Genomic DNA, 15160 nt, shown 5'->3' with positions numbered 1-15160 from the left:
CGTGAGCCCCGAGCCCTTGCTGAGCGTGGTTTCCCTGAGCACGCCCCCCTTGCTGAGCACGCACCTGCTGTCGGCGATCATCTGGCTGCCGATCGTCGGCGGCCTGGCCACCCTGGCGTTCGGCAACCAGCGCGCCGGTTCCGCGCGCTGGTTCGCGCTGGCCATCGGCCTGATCACCCTGGCCCTGAGCGTGTTCCTGTTCACCGGCTTCGACGCCGCCAACGCCGGCATGCAGTTCGTCGAGGATCGCGCCTGGATCCCGGCCTACGACATCCGCTACCACCTCGGCGTCGACGGCATCTCGATCGCCCTGATCGCGCTGACCACCCTGACCACGGTGCTGGTGCTGATCAGCGCCTGGGGCTCGGTCGACAAGCGCGTGAGCCAGTACTACGCCGCCTTCCTGGTCCTGGAGGGCCTGATGGTGGGCGTGTTCTCGGCCATGGACGCGATGCTGTTCTACGTGTTCTTCGAGGGCATGCTGATCCCGATGTTCATCATCATCGGCGTCTGGGGCGGCCCGCGCCGCGTCTACGCCGCGGTGAAGTTCTTCCTGTACACCTTCCTCGGCTCGGTGTTCATGCTGGTCGGGCTGATCTACCTGTACCTCAAGAGCGGCAGCTGGCAGCTGGCCGACTGGTACACCCTGCCGCTGACCGCGACCGAGCAGATGTGGTTGTTCTTCGGGTTCCTGATCGCGTTCGCGGTCAAGGTGCCGATGTTCCCGGTCCACACCTGGTTGCCGGACGCGCACGTCGAGGCACCGACCGCCGGTTCGGTGATCCTGGCCGCGATCATGCTGAAGATCGGCGGCTACGGCTTCCTGCGCTTCACCCTGCCGGTGGTGCCGGACGCGGGGCAGGAGTGGGCCTGGCTGGTGATCGCGCTGAGCCTGATCGCGGTGGTCTACGTCGGCCTGGTCGCGCTGGTCCAGGAGGACATGAAGAAGCTGATCGCGTACTCGTCGGTCTCGCACATGGGCTTCGTAACCCTGGGCACCTTCATCTCCTTCGCCCTGGTCCGCGACTACGGCAACGTCGACGCCGCCCGCCTGGGCCTGCAGGGCGCGATGGTGCAGATGATCAGCCACGGCTTCGTGTCGGGCGCGATGTTCACCTGCGTCGGCGTGCTCTACGACCGCATGCACAGCCGCATGATCAAGGACTACGGCGGCGTCGCCAACGTGATGCCCTGGTTCGCCGCGTTCGTGGTCCTGTTCGCCATGGCCAATTCCGGCCTGCCGGGCACCTCGGGCTTCGTCGGCGAGTTCATGGTCATCCTGGCCGCATTCCAGAAGCACCCGATGATCGCTTTCGCCGCGGCGACCACCCTGATCATCGGCGCCGCCTACACCCTGTGGCTGGTCAAGCGCACCATCTGGGGCGAGGTCGGCAACGCCCACGTCGCCGAACTGGAAGACATCAACCCGCGCGAGGCCCTGGTCCTGGGCGTGTTCGCCGCCGGCGTGCTGATCCTGGGCATCTGGCCCAAGCCGCTGACCGACCTGATGGAACCGGCGATCGCCAACCTGGCGACGCAGATCGCCACCTCCAAGCTGCAGATGGGGCTGTAACGCATGAACATGCCTGTACGAGGACTCGCCGACCTGATGCCGTTGCTGCCCGAGCTGGTGGTGATCCTCGGCGCGTTCGCGCTGCTGATGATCGACCTGTTCGTCCCCGAGCGCCGCCGCATCTTCAGCCACGCCTTCGCGATCGCGGTTTTGATCGCGGCGACCGCGCTGGTGGCGTTCGGCGTGGGCGGGCAGGGCACCGTGCTCAGCGGCATGTTCGTGCGCGACACCACCGCCGACGTGCTCAAGCTGGCGATCGGCGTGGTCAGCGTGCTGTCGATGATCTACACCTGGTCTTACCTGCGCGAGCGCGAGCTGTACAAGGGCGAGGTCGCGGTGCTGATGCTGTTCGCGACCGCCGGCATGATGCTGCTGGTCTCGGCCGGCAGCCTGGTGATGGTCTACCTCGGCCTGGAAATGCTGGCCCTGTGCTCGTACGCGCTGGTCGCGATCGACCGCGACAGCCCGCTGGCCTCGGAAGCGGCGATCAAGTATTTCGTGCTCGGTGCGCTGGCCTCGGGCCTGCTGCTGTACGGCCTGTCGTTGATCTACGGCGCTACCGGTTCGCTGGACCTGGGCCAGATCGGCGCCAGCGCCTACGGCAATCCGTCCTCGCTGATGCTGATCACCGGCGTGGTGTTCGTGGTCGCCGGCATCGCCTTCAAGTTCGGCGCCGCGCCGTTCCACATGTGGCTGCCCGACGTCTATCAGGGCGCGCCGACCCCGATCACCCTGTTCATCGGCTCGGCGCCCAAGCTGGCCGCGTTCGGCATGACCTACCGTCTGCTCGAGGTCGGCGCCGGCCCGCTCGACGACCACTGGCGCCTGGCCCTGGCCTGGCTGGCGGTGATGTCGCTGGCGATCGGCAACCTCAGCGCGCTGGTCCAGAGCAACCTCAAGCGCCTGCTGGCCTATTCGACGGTCTCGCACGTGGGCTTCCTGTTCCTGGGCATCGCCGGCGGCGGCGAGCAGGGACTGGCGGCGGCGATGTTCTACGCGATCAGCTACTCGCTGATGTCGGCCGCGGCCTTCGGCGCGATCGTGGTGATGTCCAACCGCGGCTTCGAGGCCGACCGGATCGACGACTACAAGGGCCTCAACGCGCGCAGCCCGTGGATGGCCGGCCTGATCCTGTGCGTGATGGCCTCGCTGGCCGGCCTGCCGCCGTTCCTGGGCTTCTGGGCTAAGCTCGCCGTACTGCGCGCCGCGCTGCAGGGCGGGATGCTGTGGCTGGCGATCGTGGGCATCGTGTTCGCGGTGGTCGGCGCCTTCTACTACCTGCGCGTGATCAAGGCGATGTACTTCGACGAGCCCGACGGCGAGCTGCCGGCGCTGCGCGAGGACCGTCCCTTGAACGTGGTGTTCGGCGTCAACGCCCTGGCGCTGCTGGCGCTGGGCCTGGCCTGGAACCCGATCATGGCCTGGTGCCAGAAGGCTTTTGCGGGCTGAGATTTTTAATTGCGGCCGGCGCTTGAAAACCGGCCGTGCGCCTACATGTTGTGTGTCGCGGCAAACCCCAATCACTGGATGTTGAAATAAAAGTGAATGCGGGCTTGCAGGAAGGTTAGCCGGCCGTTATGATGGTCGGCCTGATGCGGGGTGGAGCAGTCTGGCAGCTCGTCGGGCTCATAACCCGAAGGTCGCAGGTTCAAATCCTGCCCCCGCTACCAGCTTCGGTTCGAAGCCGCCGGTTCAACGGCGGTTAGCAGAAAGCCTCATCACTGAGGCTTTCTTTTCGAACCAGGTCGGGCTTTGTGATGGCGCTCTGCTCGCGCCGTCACACCGAAATCCAGTTGTACGGACAAGGGGCCCACCGGGCCCCTTGTTGTTTTTCGCGTTCGGTTTTCGCAAACAACGTTCAACGAAGCGATCGATCCCGCAAGCGCTGTCGGTCGATCGAAGCTGCAGGAGTCATGCGCGTGTCGGATAAAGCAGTCCAAATCGCCGCGATGCTCGCCCCGACGATCCGTTCGCTGGGCGTGGAGCTGCTCGGTGCCGAATACCTGCCGTCGCCCGGCAGCGCGGTGCTGCGCCTGTACATCGACGTGCCCGCCGACGACGCCGGCGGCGCCGACGGCGAGCCGCGTCTGGTCACCATCGAAGATTGCGAAGCGGTGAGCCGCGAAGTGTCGGCCCAGCTCGACGTCGAAGATCCGATCAGCGGCAATTACACCCTCGAAGTGTCGTCGCCGGGCATCGACCGCCCGCTGTTCGCGCTGGAGCACTACGTGCGCTTCGCCGGCGAGACTGCCAAGGTCGGCCTGAAGCTGCCGCACGAGGGCCGGCGCAGGCTGCAGGGCGAGATCGTCGGCGTGGAAGGCGCGCAGGTGGTGTTCGCGATCGACGGCGCGCGTTTCAGCGTGCCGTTCTCGAACATCGACAAGGCGCGCCTGGTTCCGGACTGGGCCGCGCTGGGTCTGGCGCCGACCAAGCCGGGCAAGCCGAAGCCCAAAGACGGCAAGAACAAACCGGCGAAGCCCAAGGCTTCATAAGAACCAGGCTTCGCGACGAATTGGCAGTCTAACGAGCATTAACCAACCCTAGAGCCGGCGGCCCGCGAGCCGACCCGTGCGGAGTGACGAGATGAGCAAGGAACTGTTGCTGGTAGTTGACGCGGTCGCCAACGAAAAGGGCGTGCCGCGCGAGGTCATCTTCGAGGCCATCGAGGCCGCGTTGGCGTCCGCCGCCAAGAAGCGCTACCACGACGAAGACGTGCTGGTGCGCGTCTCCATCGATCAGAAGGACGGCAGCTACGAGACGTTCCGCCGCATGGAAGTCGTGGCCGACGACGTGGTGATGGAATCGCCCGACCGCCAGGTGCGCCTGATGGACGCGATCGACGAAGTCGAAGGCGTCGAAGTCGGCGACTACATCGAAGAGCAGATCGAGAATCCGGACTTCGGCCGCATCGCCGCCCAGGCCGCCAAGCAGGTGATCGTGCAGCGAGTGCGCGAAGCCGAGCGCGCCCAGGTCGTCGACCAGTGGAAGGACCGCGTCGGCGAGCTGGTCACCGGCATCGTCAAGCGCGTCGAGCGCGGCAACATCTACGTCGACCTGGGCGGCAACGCCGAGGCGATCATCCCGAAGGACAAGGGCATCCCGCGCGACGTGCTGCGCGCTGGCGACCGCGTCCGCGGCTACCTGTTCGACGTGCGCACCGAGCCGCGCGGCCCGCAGCTGTTCATCAGCCGCGCCGCCCCGGAATTCATGATGGAGCTGTTCAAGCTCGAAGTGCCGGAAGTCGGCCAGGGCCTGGTGTCGATCAAGGCCTGCGCGCGCGATCCGGGCGATCGCGCCAAGATCGCCGTGCTCGCGCACGACAACCGCACCGATCCGATCGGCGCTTGCATCGGCATGCGGGGTTCGCGCGTGCAGGCGGTGTCGAACGAGCTCAACGGCGAGCGCGTAGACATCGTGCTGTGGTCGGACAACCCGGCCCAGTTCGTCATCAACGCGATGGCGCCCGCTGAAGTGCAGTCGATCATCGTCGACGAAGAAAAGCATTCGATGGACCTGGCCGTGGCCGAGGACCGTCTGGCCCAGGCGATCGGCAAGGGCGGCCAGAACGTGCGCCTGGCCAGCCGCCTGTCGGGCTGGCAGCTCAACGTCATGACCCAGGACCAGGTCACCGCCAAGTCCGAGGCCGAGCAGACCGCCGCGCGCCAGCTGTTCCAGGACAAGCTCGAGGTCGACGAGGAAATCGCCGGCATCCTGGTCTCGGAAGGCTTCAGCACGGTCGAGGAAATCGCCTACGTGCCGGTCGGCGAGCTGCTCGCGGTCGAAGGCTTCGACGAGGACATCGTCGAGGAACTGCGTGCCCGCGCCCGCGACGCGCTGCTGAACGAAGCTCTGGCCGCCGAGGAAGAGGTGGACGAGCATCAGCCGGCCGAGGATCTGCTGTCGCTGGAAGGCATGGACGACGAGCTCGCCTTCGTGCTGGCCGGCCGTGGCGTGGTCACGCGCGACGACCTGGCCGACCTGGCGACCGACGAACTGACCGATATCGAAGGTGTGGACGAGGCCCGCGCCGCGGCCCTGATCATGGAAGCGCGCAAGCACTGGTTCGAGTGAGGATTTAGCTTCAGGTCGGAAGAGGCCCCTGGCGGGCGTCTTCCGGCACCCCGGATCGAGGCCAACGCCCTGATCCGGCTTCGCTGGACCGGGCATGGGCCCGGTCCGCGGGCAGGCCATCCGGGCCTGTGCGGCGCCGAGGTGTTGGGCGCTGCGCAGGGCTAGAATGGCGCCACCACGCGCGGGACACGTCCCGCGCCACGAAGGAAACGGACACCGAATGTCGCAGCAAACCACCATCCGCAAGCTGGCCGAACTGGTGAACACGCCGGTCGAAAAGTTGCTGGAGCAGCTGGCCGAGGCCGGCATGAGCTTCAGCGGCCCCGACCAGGTCGTGACCAGCATCGAGAAAGTAAAGCTGCTCGGCTTCCTGAAGCGCTCGCACGGCAAGGTCGACAAGCCTGCCGAAGAGAGCGAAGCGGCGAAGAAGATCACGCTTAACCGCAGCCGCAAGCAGGAACTCACCGTCGGTGGCGGCAAGAACCGCACCACCGTCGACGTGGTCGTGCGCAAGAAGGTCACCCTGGTCAAGCCGAACGAGGCCCAGGGCGACCCGAGCGACGAGCGCGCCGAGATCCTGCGCAAGCTCGAAGAGTCCAAGCAGCGCAACCTGGCCGAGCAGCAAAAGCTGGCCGAGGTCGACAAGCGTCGTGCCGATGCCGCCGATGCCGCGCGCCGCGAAGCCGAAGAGGCTGCGCGCGCCAAGGCCGAGGAGGAGCAGAAGGCCAAGCTCGCCGACGCCAGCGCGATCGCCCCGGCCGCGGAAGACGAGGCTCCGGTGCGCAAGCCCCCGGCCACGCACGGCCACGGCCATCCGAAGCCGGCGCCCGCGCGTCCGGAACCGGCCCGCGTCGATCACAACGCGCCGCGCCACAAGACCCGCGGCTCGCACGCGATGGTCGCCGGGGTCGAGGACGACGATGCCGCCAACCGTTTCGCCGGTCAGCTGCACCTGAGCGCCACCGACCGCGCGCGCCGCACCAGCAGCACCCGCGGCAAGTCCAAGCCGCGCCGTCAGGCCGAGCAGAGCCGCTCCGGCGGCGGCGCCCACGGCTTCTCGCGTCCGACCGCACCGATCGTGCGCGAAGTCGCGATCGGCGAGACCATCACGGTCGCCGACCTGGCCCAGAAGCTCGCGCTCAAGGGCGGCGACGTGGTCAAGGCGCTGTTCAAGATGGGCGTCATGGCGACCATCAACCAGGGCATCGACTACGACACCGCGGCCTTGGTGACCGAAGAACTCGGCCACACCGTGGTCCGCACCAACGTCAACGCCGCCGAGGACGCGCTGATCGCGCATGCCGAGGAAGTGCAGGGCGACCGCGTCGCGCGTCCGCCGGTGGTCACGATCATGGGTCACGTCGACCATGGCAAGACCTCGCTGCTGGACTACATCCGCCGCACCAAGGTCGCCTCGGGCGAAGCCGGCGGCATCACCCAGCACATCGGCGCGTACCACGTCGAAACCGCTCGCGGCGTGATCAGCTTCCTCGACACGCCCGGCCACTCCGCCTTCACCTCGATGCGCGCGCGCGGCGCCAAGCTGACCGACATCGTGGTGCTGGTGGTGGCCGCGGACGACGGCGTCATGCCGCAGACCAAGGAAGCCGTGCAGCACGCCAAGGCGGCCGGCGTTCCGCTGATCGTGGCGATCAACAAGATCGACAAGTCCGGCGCCGACCCGCTGCGGGTCAAGAACGAACTGCTGGCCGAAGAAGTGGTCGCCGAGGATTTCGGCGGCGACACCCAGATGGTCGAACTGTCGGCCAAGACCGGCGACGGCGTCGACGATCTGCTCGACGCGATCTCGCTGCAGGCCGAAGTGCTGGAACTGCGTGCGGTGCCGATCGGCCGCGCCACCGGTACGGTGATCGAATCCGCGCTCGACAAGGGCCGCGGCCCGGTCGCGACCGTGCTGGTCCAGCAGGGTCAGCTCAAGAAGGGCGATTACCTCGTCTGCGGCGTGCAGTACGGCCGTGTGCGCGCGCTGTTCGACGAGACCGGCAAGCAGGTGGAATCCGCCGGCCCGTCGATCCCGGTGCAGGTGCTGGGCCTGTCGGGCGTGCCCGATGCCGGCGACGACTTCGTCGTGGTCGAGGACGAGCGCCTGGCCAAGGACGTGGCGCAGCAGCGCGACGCCAAGCGCCGCGAATCGCGCCTGGTCGCCGCCGCCGGCAACCGCATGGAAGACATCATGGCCCAGATGGGCAAGGGCGAGGGCCAGCTGAGCCTCAACCTGGTCATCAAGGCCGACGTGCAGGGTTCGGTGGAAGCGCTGCGTCAGTCGCTGATGGCGCTGTCCAACGACCAGATCCGCATCAACGTGATCAGCTCCGGCGTGGGCGGCATCACCGAGTCCGACGCCAACGCCGCGGCCACCGCCAAGGCCACCGTGATCGGCTTCAACGTCCGTGCCGACGCCTCGGCGCGTCGCATCATCGAAGGCAACGGCGTCGACCTGCGCTACTTCTCGATCATCTATGACGTGATCGACCAGGTGAAGCAGGTGGCGTCGGGCATCCTCGGCGTCGAGATCCGCGAAGAGATCATCGGCATCGCCGAAGTGCGCGACGTGTTCCGCAGCTCCAAGTTCGGCGCGGTTGCCGGCTGCATGGTGGTCGAAGGCGTGGTCAAGCGCTCCAAGCCGATCCGCGTGCTGCGCGACAACGCAGTGGTCTTCGAGGGCGAGCTGGAATCGCTGCGCCGCTTCAAGGAGAACGTCGACGAAGTGCGTAACGGCACCGAGTGCGGCATCGGCGTGAAGGCGTACAACGACGTCAAGCCGGGCGATCAGATCGAGTGCTTCGAGCGTATCGAAGTGCAGCGCACGCTGTAATCGAAATGGCGCAGAAGACGTTCTATCGCAGCGATCGCGTTTCCGCCCAGCTCCGTCGCGAGCTGGGCCGGATCGTGCACGAGGCCGTGCGCGAGCATTCCCTGCCGTCGGTCAGCGTGTCCGACGTCGAGGTCACGCGCGACCTGGCCCATGCCAAGGTGTTCGTGACCGCTCTGCAGGCCGAGCGTTCCAAGGAAGCGGTCAAGGCGCTGAAGGAACTCTCGCCGCAGATCCGCTTCCAGCTCGGCAAGGCGATGAAGCTGCGGCACGTGCCGGAACTGCATTTCCACTACGACGACTCGGTCGATCGCGGCGAACGCATCGACAACCTGCTGCGCGATCTGCCGCCGCAGGAGCCGGAGTCCGGGCAGGACTGATCGCCTCTCGACCAGCCTCGCGCCGCCTGGCTTCCTGTGGGAGCGGCGTGAGCCGCGATCGGTACCCGAACGGCACTCCAACTGGCGATGCGGTCGCGGATGCGCGATCGCGGCTCACGCCGCTCCCACAGCGTGCAGCGGACCATCCTCCTTCATTTCGTCGCGCCCCAGCGTCTGCCCGCCGGGCTGGTGCGCGCCCGCATCGCTCCTACAATGCCCGCATGAGCAAGAAGCCCCGCACCGTGTTCCGGGCCCTGGACGGCCTGCTGCTGCTCGACAAGCCGCCGGGCCTGAGTTCCAACCAGGCCCTGCAGCAGGTGCGGCATCTGTTCCGCGCCGAGAAGGGCGGCCACACCGGCAGCCTGGATCCGCTCGCGACCGGCTTGCTGCCGCTGTGCTTCGGCGAGGCGACCAAGATCGCCGGCCTGTTGCTGGGTGCGCGCAAGGCCTACGAGACCGTGGCCGTGCTCGGCGCGGTCACCGACACCGACGACGCCGACGGCGCGACCCTGCTGGAACGGCCGGTGCCGGAACTCGACGACGCGGCGATCGAAGCCGCGTTGGCGCCGCTGCGCGGCGAGATCCGCCAGCGCGCGCCGATCTATTCGGCGCTCAAGCAGGGCGGCGAACCGCTGTACGCGAAGGCGCGCCGCGGCGAGGCCATCGAGGCCCCCGAGCGCGACGTCAGCGTGCACGCCTTGGACCTGCTGGAGCGCGACGGCGCGCGCCTGAAGCTACGGGTCGAATGCGGCTCGGGCACCTACGTGCGCAGCCTGGTGCGCGACCTGGGCGAGCGCCTGGGCTGCGGCGCGCACGTGGCCACGCTGCGCCGGCTCTGGGTCGAGCCCTTCGTGCAGCCGCGCATGTACACCCTGGACGAGTTGCGCGCGCTGGCCGAGCGCGGCGAGTCCGAACTCGACGCCTGCCTGCTGCCGATCGAGGCCGGCCTGACCGCGTTTCCGCAAGTGCATCTGGACGCGGACGGCCAGCGCCGGCTCGGCTACGGTCAATCGGTGGCCGGTGTCGAGGGCGAGCCGGGGATGGTGGTGGTGTTCGGTGCCGACGGCCGTTGCCTGGGCCTGGGCCACCGCGACGAGCAGCAGCGCCTGCAACCGCAGCGGCTGTTCCGCTGGACGGTCTTGAGCGGCAGCCCGGGCGCGGCCAGCGTCGCCCGGGAACAGGCGTCCGGCACGGACGCGTAAGGGCCGCCGGCATTCGGCGTGTCCATGGACGGAGTAGGGGATCGATGATGAAGCGCTTGAACCTGATGCTGGCGACGGCACTGACCGCCGCCGCGGCGCCCGCCTGGGCGGTAGCGGCCGCCGTCGATACCCATAGCCCGGAAGCGGTGGTCGAAGCCACCGCGCAGTGCAGTCGCCGCGCGGACTGGCCATGCCTGGCCCGGCTGATGGACCCGGTCGCGCTCAAGCACATGCGCGGGTTTCTCGGCGAGGCCATCGAAATGTCGCCCGACGATCCGAATATCGCGGCGATGTTCGGCGGCAAGAACCTCGAACAGATCAAACGCCTGGACGATGCGGAGTTTTTCGCCGCCTTCCTGAGCGGCGCCGTCAGCAATATGGCCGGGGCCAAGGTCGAGAGCGTGCAGGTGGTGGGCGGCGTCGCCGAAGGCGAGGACCAGTACCACGCGGTGACCCGCACCAGCGTGCGCATGGGGCCGGCGCAGACCCGCCTGACCACCATGGGCGTGGTCAGCCTGCGCAGGATCGACGGCCAATGGCGGCTGCAGCTCAAGGGCGACATCAGCGCCATGACCGAGGCGATCCGGCAGGCGCGTGCCAAGGACGGTCCGACCGGGGCTGGTCCGACCGGGGCCGACGGCGAACCGGCCTCCGATCCGGCCGAAAGCCAGCCGGTGCGCTAGCGGTTCCAGGCCGTCCGGCAGCGGCGGACCGAGACTCCGGGAGGTCCCGGCTCCGGCATCGGCCGTCGCAAGCTGCACCGCAGCAACAGCCCGGAGCCGAAGACCGAAGCTGAACGCGGCGCGGCCCAAGGACCGAAGCTCTGAGCGCCATGGCGGCCGGGCCCCGCATCGATGCCGCTCGTCTGCCGCTGCCCCGCGCAGCCCAGGCCCCTTGCGCATCGGGCCGCGATTCAGGTCGCATTCGCCGCCGCGGGCTGGTACAATTCCGCCGCTTTTCAAGCACTTCCCAAGCACTTCGGCTTGAACGGCATCCCTAATCAATAGCAAACGGCGGGCCAGGCGGTGCGTCGGGGCGGCAATGCCGCGACCGATTCGCTTCTGCGGGCCGCGCATCGGAAGAGAAGATCATGTCCATCGACACCAGCAAAGTCATCGAAGATAACAAGCGCGGCGCCAACGACACCGGCTCGCCGGAAGTCCAGGTCGCCCTGCTCACCGCTCGCATCGAACAGCTCACCGGTCACTTCAAGCTGCACAAGCAGGACCACCACAGCCGGCGCGGCCTGCTGCAGATGGTCAACCGCCGCCGCAGCCTGCTCGACTACCTGAAGCGGAAAGACAACGAGCGTTACAAGGCCCTGATCGAGAAGCTCGGTCTGCGCCGCTAAACGATACCGACCGCGGCGCAGCGATGCGCCGCGGTTTCTTTTGCGGGATCGGAATCTCCGGAACCGCGCCCGCGGCGATGCAGGATGCAGCGCCAGCCGTTCGGTCTACAGGACCGCTTCGGCCCGGGTCCGGCGCCGCCGGACCGCGCGACCGGCCAGGGCGGATACCTGGCCAGGATGCACACCAAACCGCAGGCCGTTACGGCGGCCGACCGGGTGGGGCAAGGGCCCCGACCGGAACGTATCGAACCGAAGGAACCCAACGTGGCAAAAATTACCAAGACCTTCCAGTACGGCAACCATCAGGTGACCCTGGAGACCGGCGAAATCGCCCGTCAGGCCGGCGGCGCCGTCATCGTCAAGATGGAGGACACCGTGCTGCTGGTGACCGCCGTCGCCGCCAAGAGCGCGCGCGAGGGCCAGGACTTCTTCCCGCTCACCGTGGATTACCAGGAGAAGTTCTACGCCGGCGGTCGCATCCCGGGCGGCTTCTTCAAGCGCGAAGGCCGTGCGACCGAGAAGGAAACGCTGATCTCGCGTCTGATCGACCGTCCGATCCGTCCTCTGTTCCCGGAGGACTACCGTAACGAAGTCCAGATCATCGCCACGGTCATGTCGATGAATCCGGAAATCGACGGCGACATCCCGGCCCTGATCGGTGCCTCGGCCGCGCTCGCGCTGGCCGGCACCCCGTTCCAGGGTCCGATCGGCGCCGCCAAGGTCGGTTACAAGAACGGTCAGTACCTGCTCAACCCGACCGCCGCCGAGCTGGCCGACTCCGAGCTCGAGCTCGTCGTCGCCGGTACCTCGAACGCGGTGCTGATGGTCGAATCCGAAGCCAAGATGCTGTCCGAGGACGTCATGCTCGGCGCGGTGATGTTCGGCCATCGCGAGATGCAGAAGGTCATCAACATCATCAACGAGCTCGTCGTCGAAGCCGGCACCAAGCCGTCGACGTGGGAAGCTCCGGCGAAGAACGAAGCGCTCATCGCCGCGCTCAAGGAAGCCGTGGGCGACCAGCTCAACGCCGCCTTCCAGGTGCGCGACAAGCTGCAGCGCCGCGACGCCATCGGCGCGATCAAGAAGGACGTGCTGCAGCGCCTGGCCGGCCGCGCCGAAGCCGACGGCTGGAGCACCTCGGAGCTGTCGAAGGAATTCGGCGAGCTCGAATACCAGACCATGCGCAACTCGGTGCTCGACACCAAGGTCCGCATCGACGGCCGCGCCCTCGACACCGTGCGTCCGATCGCCTCGCGCGTCGGCGTGCTGCCGCGTACCCACGGCTCCTCGCTGTTCACCCGCGGCGAGACCCAGGCCATCGTGGTCGCCACCCTCGGCACCGCGCGCGACGGCCAGATCATCGACGCCGTCTCGGGCGAGTACAAGGAACACTTCCTGTTCCATTACAACTTCCCGCCTTACTCGGTCGGTGAAGCCGGCCGCATGATGGGCCCGAAGCGTCGCGAAATCGGCCACGGCCGCCTCGCCAAGCGCGGCGTGCTCGCGGTCATGCCGACCATGGAAGAGTTCCCGTACACGATCCGCATCGTGTCGGAAATCACCGAGTCGAACGGTTCGTCCTCGATGGCTTCGGTCTGCGGCAGCTCGCTGGCGCTGATGGATGCCGGCGTGCCGATCAAGGCGCCGGTCGCGGGCATCGCGATGGGCCTGGTCAAGGAAGGCGACAACTTCGTCGTCCTGTCCGACATCCTGGGCGACGAGGATCACCTCGGCGACATGGACTTCAAGGTGGCCGGTACCAGCGCGGGCATTTCCGCCCTGCAGATGGACATCAAGATCCAGGGCATCACCGAAGAAATCATGAAGGTCGCGCTGGGCCAGGCCAAGGCCGGTCGTCTGCACATCCTCGGCGAAATGGCCAACGCGCTGACCGCGCCGCGTCCGGAGCTGAGCGACTTCGCGCCGCGCCTGATCACCATCAAGATCCACCCCGACAAGATCCGCGAAGTGATCGGCAAGGGCGGTTCGGTGATCCAGGCGATCACCAAGGAAACCGGCACCCAGATCGACATCCAGGACGATGGCACCATCACCATCGCGTCCGTGAACGCGCTCGCCGGCCAGGCCGCCAAGTCGCGCATCGAGCAGATCACCTCGGACGTCGAGCCGGGCCGCATCTACGAAGGCAAGGTCGCCAAGATCATGGACTTCGGCGCCTTCGTCACCATCTCGCCCGGAAAGGACGGTCTGGTCCACGTGTCGCAGATCTCCAACGAGCGCGTCGAGAAGGTCAGCGACAAGCTCAAGGAAGGCGACGTGGTCAAGGTCAAGGTGCTGGAAGTCGACAAGCAGGGCCGTATCCGCCTGTCGATGAAGGCCGTCGAGGAAGGCGAGGGCGTCTCGGCCGAGTAAGCCGACGCGCAACGCTGCACTCCGGAAAAGCGGGCTTCGGCCCGCTTTTCTTTTGTGCGTTTGCCGCGAACGGCGAATACCCGGGATGGCGCGCGATCGCTTGGCTCGGCCTACATGCGGCTGCGAGTACCGGCCCGCGCACGGCCTTGGGTCGGTACGAGCCCGCGCGTGCGCCCCCGCACGCGCAGCGGGACGTAGCTCCGCCCGCACCCGCCGGTAGCGTAGGGCTAGACCCTGGCGATCGTCGGGAGCCTTGCTGGCGAAGCTGCTAGATTCGCCTCGTCCATACACGGAGAACGGGGCATGGCAGCGGGAACCCAGGAACTGGAGCTGTTCGTACGCGAAGCGCTGTTGCGCGGCCAATCCAAGGAGGCGATCGCCCAGGCCCTGGGCCAGGCCGGTTGGACCTCCGAGCAGACGCGCGGCGTGCTCGATGCCTATGCCGACGTGGGCTTCGTGGTGCCGGTGCCGAAACCGCGCGCTTCCTTGTCCGCGCGCGAGGCCTTCCTCTATCTGGTGCTGTTCGCGACGCTGTACTTCGTCGCTTTCAATCTGGGCAGCCTGCTGTTCGACCTGATCGACACCTGGCTGGCGGATCCGGTGGACCCGATCCAGCAACTGCATTTCCGACTGGGGCCGGAACTCCACTGGTCGGTGGCGGCCGTCATCATCTCCTTCCCGGTGTTCGCGTTCGTGAGCGCCTATCTGGCGGGCGAGGTCGCGCGCTATCCGATCAAACGCTTGTCGCCGGTGCGGCGTTGGCTGACCTATCTGACTCTGTTCGTGGCCGCATCGGTGCTGATCGGCGACATGACGGCGCTGGTCTACAACCTGCTCGACGGCGAGCTCAGCCTGCGCTTCGCGCTCAAGGTGCTGGTGGTCGCCGCGATCGCCGGCACGGTGTTCGGCTACTACCTGCGCGACCTGCGGCGCGAGGAGACCGAGGGCCCCAGTGGACGCGCGGTGGGGCGCGGGCTGCTGATTCTGACCGGCGCCGTGATGGTCGCGGCGGTGGCGACGGCGCTGTGGATCACAGGCGGGCCCGGTGCGCAGCGGCTGATCCGTCTGGATCAACGTCGCGTGCAGGATTTCGAGCGTATCCGCACCGCGGTGGCCGGCTACGTCATCCAGCACGATCGTCTGCCGCCGGATCTGAAGACGCTGGCCGAGCAGCCTGGTGTGAGCCTGCCGCATGCCGATCCGGTCAGCGGCGCGCCCTATGCCTATGAGCCGGGCGCGGGCCATGCCTATCGTTTGTGCGCCAGCTTCGCCACCGACACCGGCGCCGACGGCAAAGACGGCTGGTACGAGCGGGAGTGGCCGCATCCGGCCGGCAAGCACTGCTTCGATCTGAATGGCGACAAGCGGTAGTCCTGC

At 67.4% G+C, this 15160-nt stretch carries 11 protein-coding genes and 1 tRNA gene; all 12 read left to right on the top strand.

All coding sequences use genetic code 11. From position 1 onward, the window contains the following. The first annotated feature begins 49 nt into the window (after window positions 1–49). Window positions 50–1573, top strand: a complete 1524-nt coding sequence (locus tag ASD78_RS11855; RefSeq protein ID WP_055899730.1) for an NADH-quinone oxidoreductase subunit M — start codon at window positions 50–52, stop codon at window positions 1571–1573. Window positions 1574–1576: 3 nt separating this feature from the next. Next, window positions 1577–3022: an NADH-quinone oxidoreductase subunit NuoN gene (gene nuoN / locus ASD78_RS11850; protein WP_056101612.1), complete on the top strand. Its 1446-nt coding sequence runs from the start codon at window positions 1577–1579 to the stop codon at window positions 3020–3022. 144 nt (window positions 3023–3166) lie between these two features. Further along, a tRNA-Met gene (locus tag ASD78_RS11845) sits at window positions 3167–3243 on the top strand. 249 nt (window positions 3244–3492) lie between these two features. Then, on the top strand, window positions 3493–4065 hold the full coding sequence (gene rimP, locus ASD78_RS11840; RefSeq protein WP_056101900.1) for a ribosome maturation factor RimP: 573 nt from the start codon (window positions 3493–3495) through the stop codon (window positions 4063–4065). A 91-nt stretch (window positions 4066–4156) separates the two neighbouring features. After that, window positions 4157–5644: a transcription termination factor NusA gene (gene nusA / locus ASD78_RS11835; protein WP_055899726.1), complete on the top strand. Its 1488-nt coding sequence runs from the start codon at window positions 4157–4159 to the stop codon at window positions 5642–5644. 220 nt (window positions 5645–5864) lie between these two features. Continuing rightward, window positions 5865–8480 (top strand): translation initiation factor IF-2, encoded by a 2616-nt coding sequence (infB, locus tag ASD78_RS11830; protein ID WP_055899724.1) that lies wholly within the window; start codon window positions 5865–5867, stop codon window positions 8478–8480. Between the two features lie 5 nt (window positions 8481–8485). Beyond that, window positions 8486–8857 (top strand): 30S ribosome-binding factor RbfA, encoded by a 372-nt coding sequence (gene rbfA, locus ASD78_RS11825; protein WP_056101608.1) that lies wholly within the window; start codon window positions 8486–8488, stop codon window positions 8855–8857. A gap of 221 nt (window positions 8858–9078) precedes the next feature. Further along, window positions 9079–10059 carry a tRNA pseudouridine(55) synthase TruB gene (gene truB / locus ASD78_RS11820; RefSeq protein ID WP_082575589.1) on the top strand — a complete coding sequence of 327 codons (981 nt, stop codon included), beginning with the start codon at window positions 9079–9081 and terminating at the stop codon, window positions 10057–10059. 44 nt (window positions 10060–10103) lie between these two features. After that, window positions 10104–10742 carry a hypothetical protein gene (locus tag ASD78_RS11815; protein ID WP_156087723.1) on the top strand — a complete coding sequence of 213 codons (639 nt, stop codon included), beginning with the start codon at window positions 10104–10106 and terminating at the stop codon, window positions 10740–10742. 407 nt (window positions 10743–11149) lie between these two features. Next, window positions 11150–11410, top strand: a complete 261-nt coding sequence (gene rpsO, locus ASD78_RS11810; protein ID WP_055899718.1) for a 30S ribosomal protein S15 — start codon at window positions 11150–11152, stop codon at window positions 11408–11410. Window positions 11411–11674: 264 nt separating this feature from the next. Continuing rightward, the gene (gene pnp / locus ASD78_RS11805; RefSeq protein WP_055900197.1) at window positions 11675–13783 is read left to right on the top strand and encodes a polyribonucleotide nucleotidyltransferase; all 2109 of its coding nucleotides are present in this window, start codon (window positions 11675–11677) and stop codon (window positions 13781–13783) included. A 303-nt stretch (window positions 13784–14086) separates the two neighbouring features. Next, window positions 14087–15154: a DUF5671 domain-containing protein gene (locus ASD78_RS21220; RefSeq protein WP_200944169.1), complete on the top strand. Its 1068-nt coding sequence runs from the start codon at window positions 14087–14089 to the stop codon at window positions 15152–15154. Window positions 15155–15160 lie beyond the last annotated feature (6 nt).

It is taken from the genome of Lysobacter sp. Root667 (assembly GCF_001427715.1).
Classification (GTDB): domain Bacteria; phylum Pseudomonadota; class Gammaproteobacteria; order Xanthomonadales; family Xanthomonadaceae; genus Lysobacter.
The sequence above is the reverse complement of the archived record's forward strand: the minus strand, read 5'-3'. Positions and strand labels throughout refer to the sequence as shown.

What these genes read in the sequence shown, in the direction of transcription:
- rpsO (WP_055899718.1), top strand. Translation starts at nt 11,150, where the DNA reads ATGTCCATCGACACCAGCAAAGTCATCGAAGATAACAAGCGCGGCGCC.
- rbfA (WP_056101608.1), top strand. Translation starts at nt 8,486, where the DNA reads ATGGCGCAGAAGACGTTCTATCGCAGCGATCGCGTTTCCGCCCAGCTC.
- infB (WP_055899724.1), top strand. Translation starts at nt 5,865, where the DNA reads ATGTCGCAGCAAACCACCATCCGCAAGCTGGCCGAACTGGTGAACACG.
- ASD78_RS11815 (WP_156087723.1), top strand. Translation starts at nt 10,104, where the DNA reads ATGATGAAGCGCTTGAACCTGATGCTGGCGACGGCACTGACCGCCGCC.
- nusA (WP_055899726.1), top strand. Translation starts at nt 4,157, where the DNA reads ATGAGCAAGGAACTGTTGCTGGTAGTTGACGCGGTCGCCAACGAAAAG.
- truB (WP_082575589.1), top strand. Translation starts at nt 9,079, where the DNA reads ATGAGCAAGAAGCCCCGCACCGTGTTCCGGGCCCTGGACGGCCTGCTG.
- ASD78_RS21220 (WP_200944169.1), top strand. Translation starts at nt 14,087, where the DNA reads ATGGCAGCGGGAACCCAGGAACTGGAGCTGTTCGTACGCGAAGCGCTG.
- nuoN (WP_056101612.1), top strand. Translation starts at nt 1,577, where the DNA reads ATGAACATGCCTGTACGAGGACTCGCCGACCTGATGCCGTTGCTGCCC.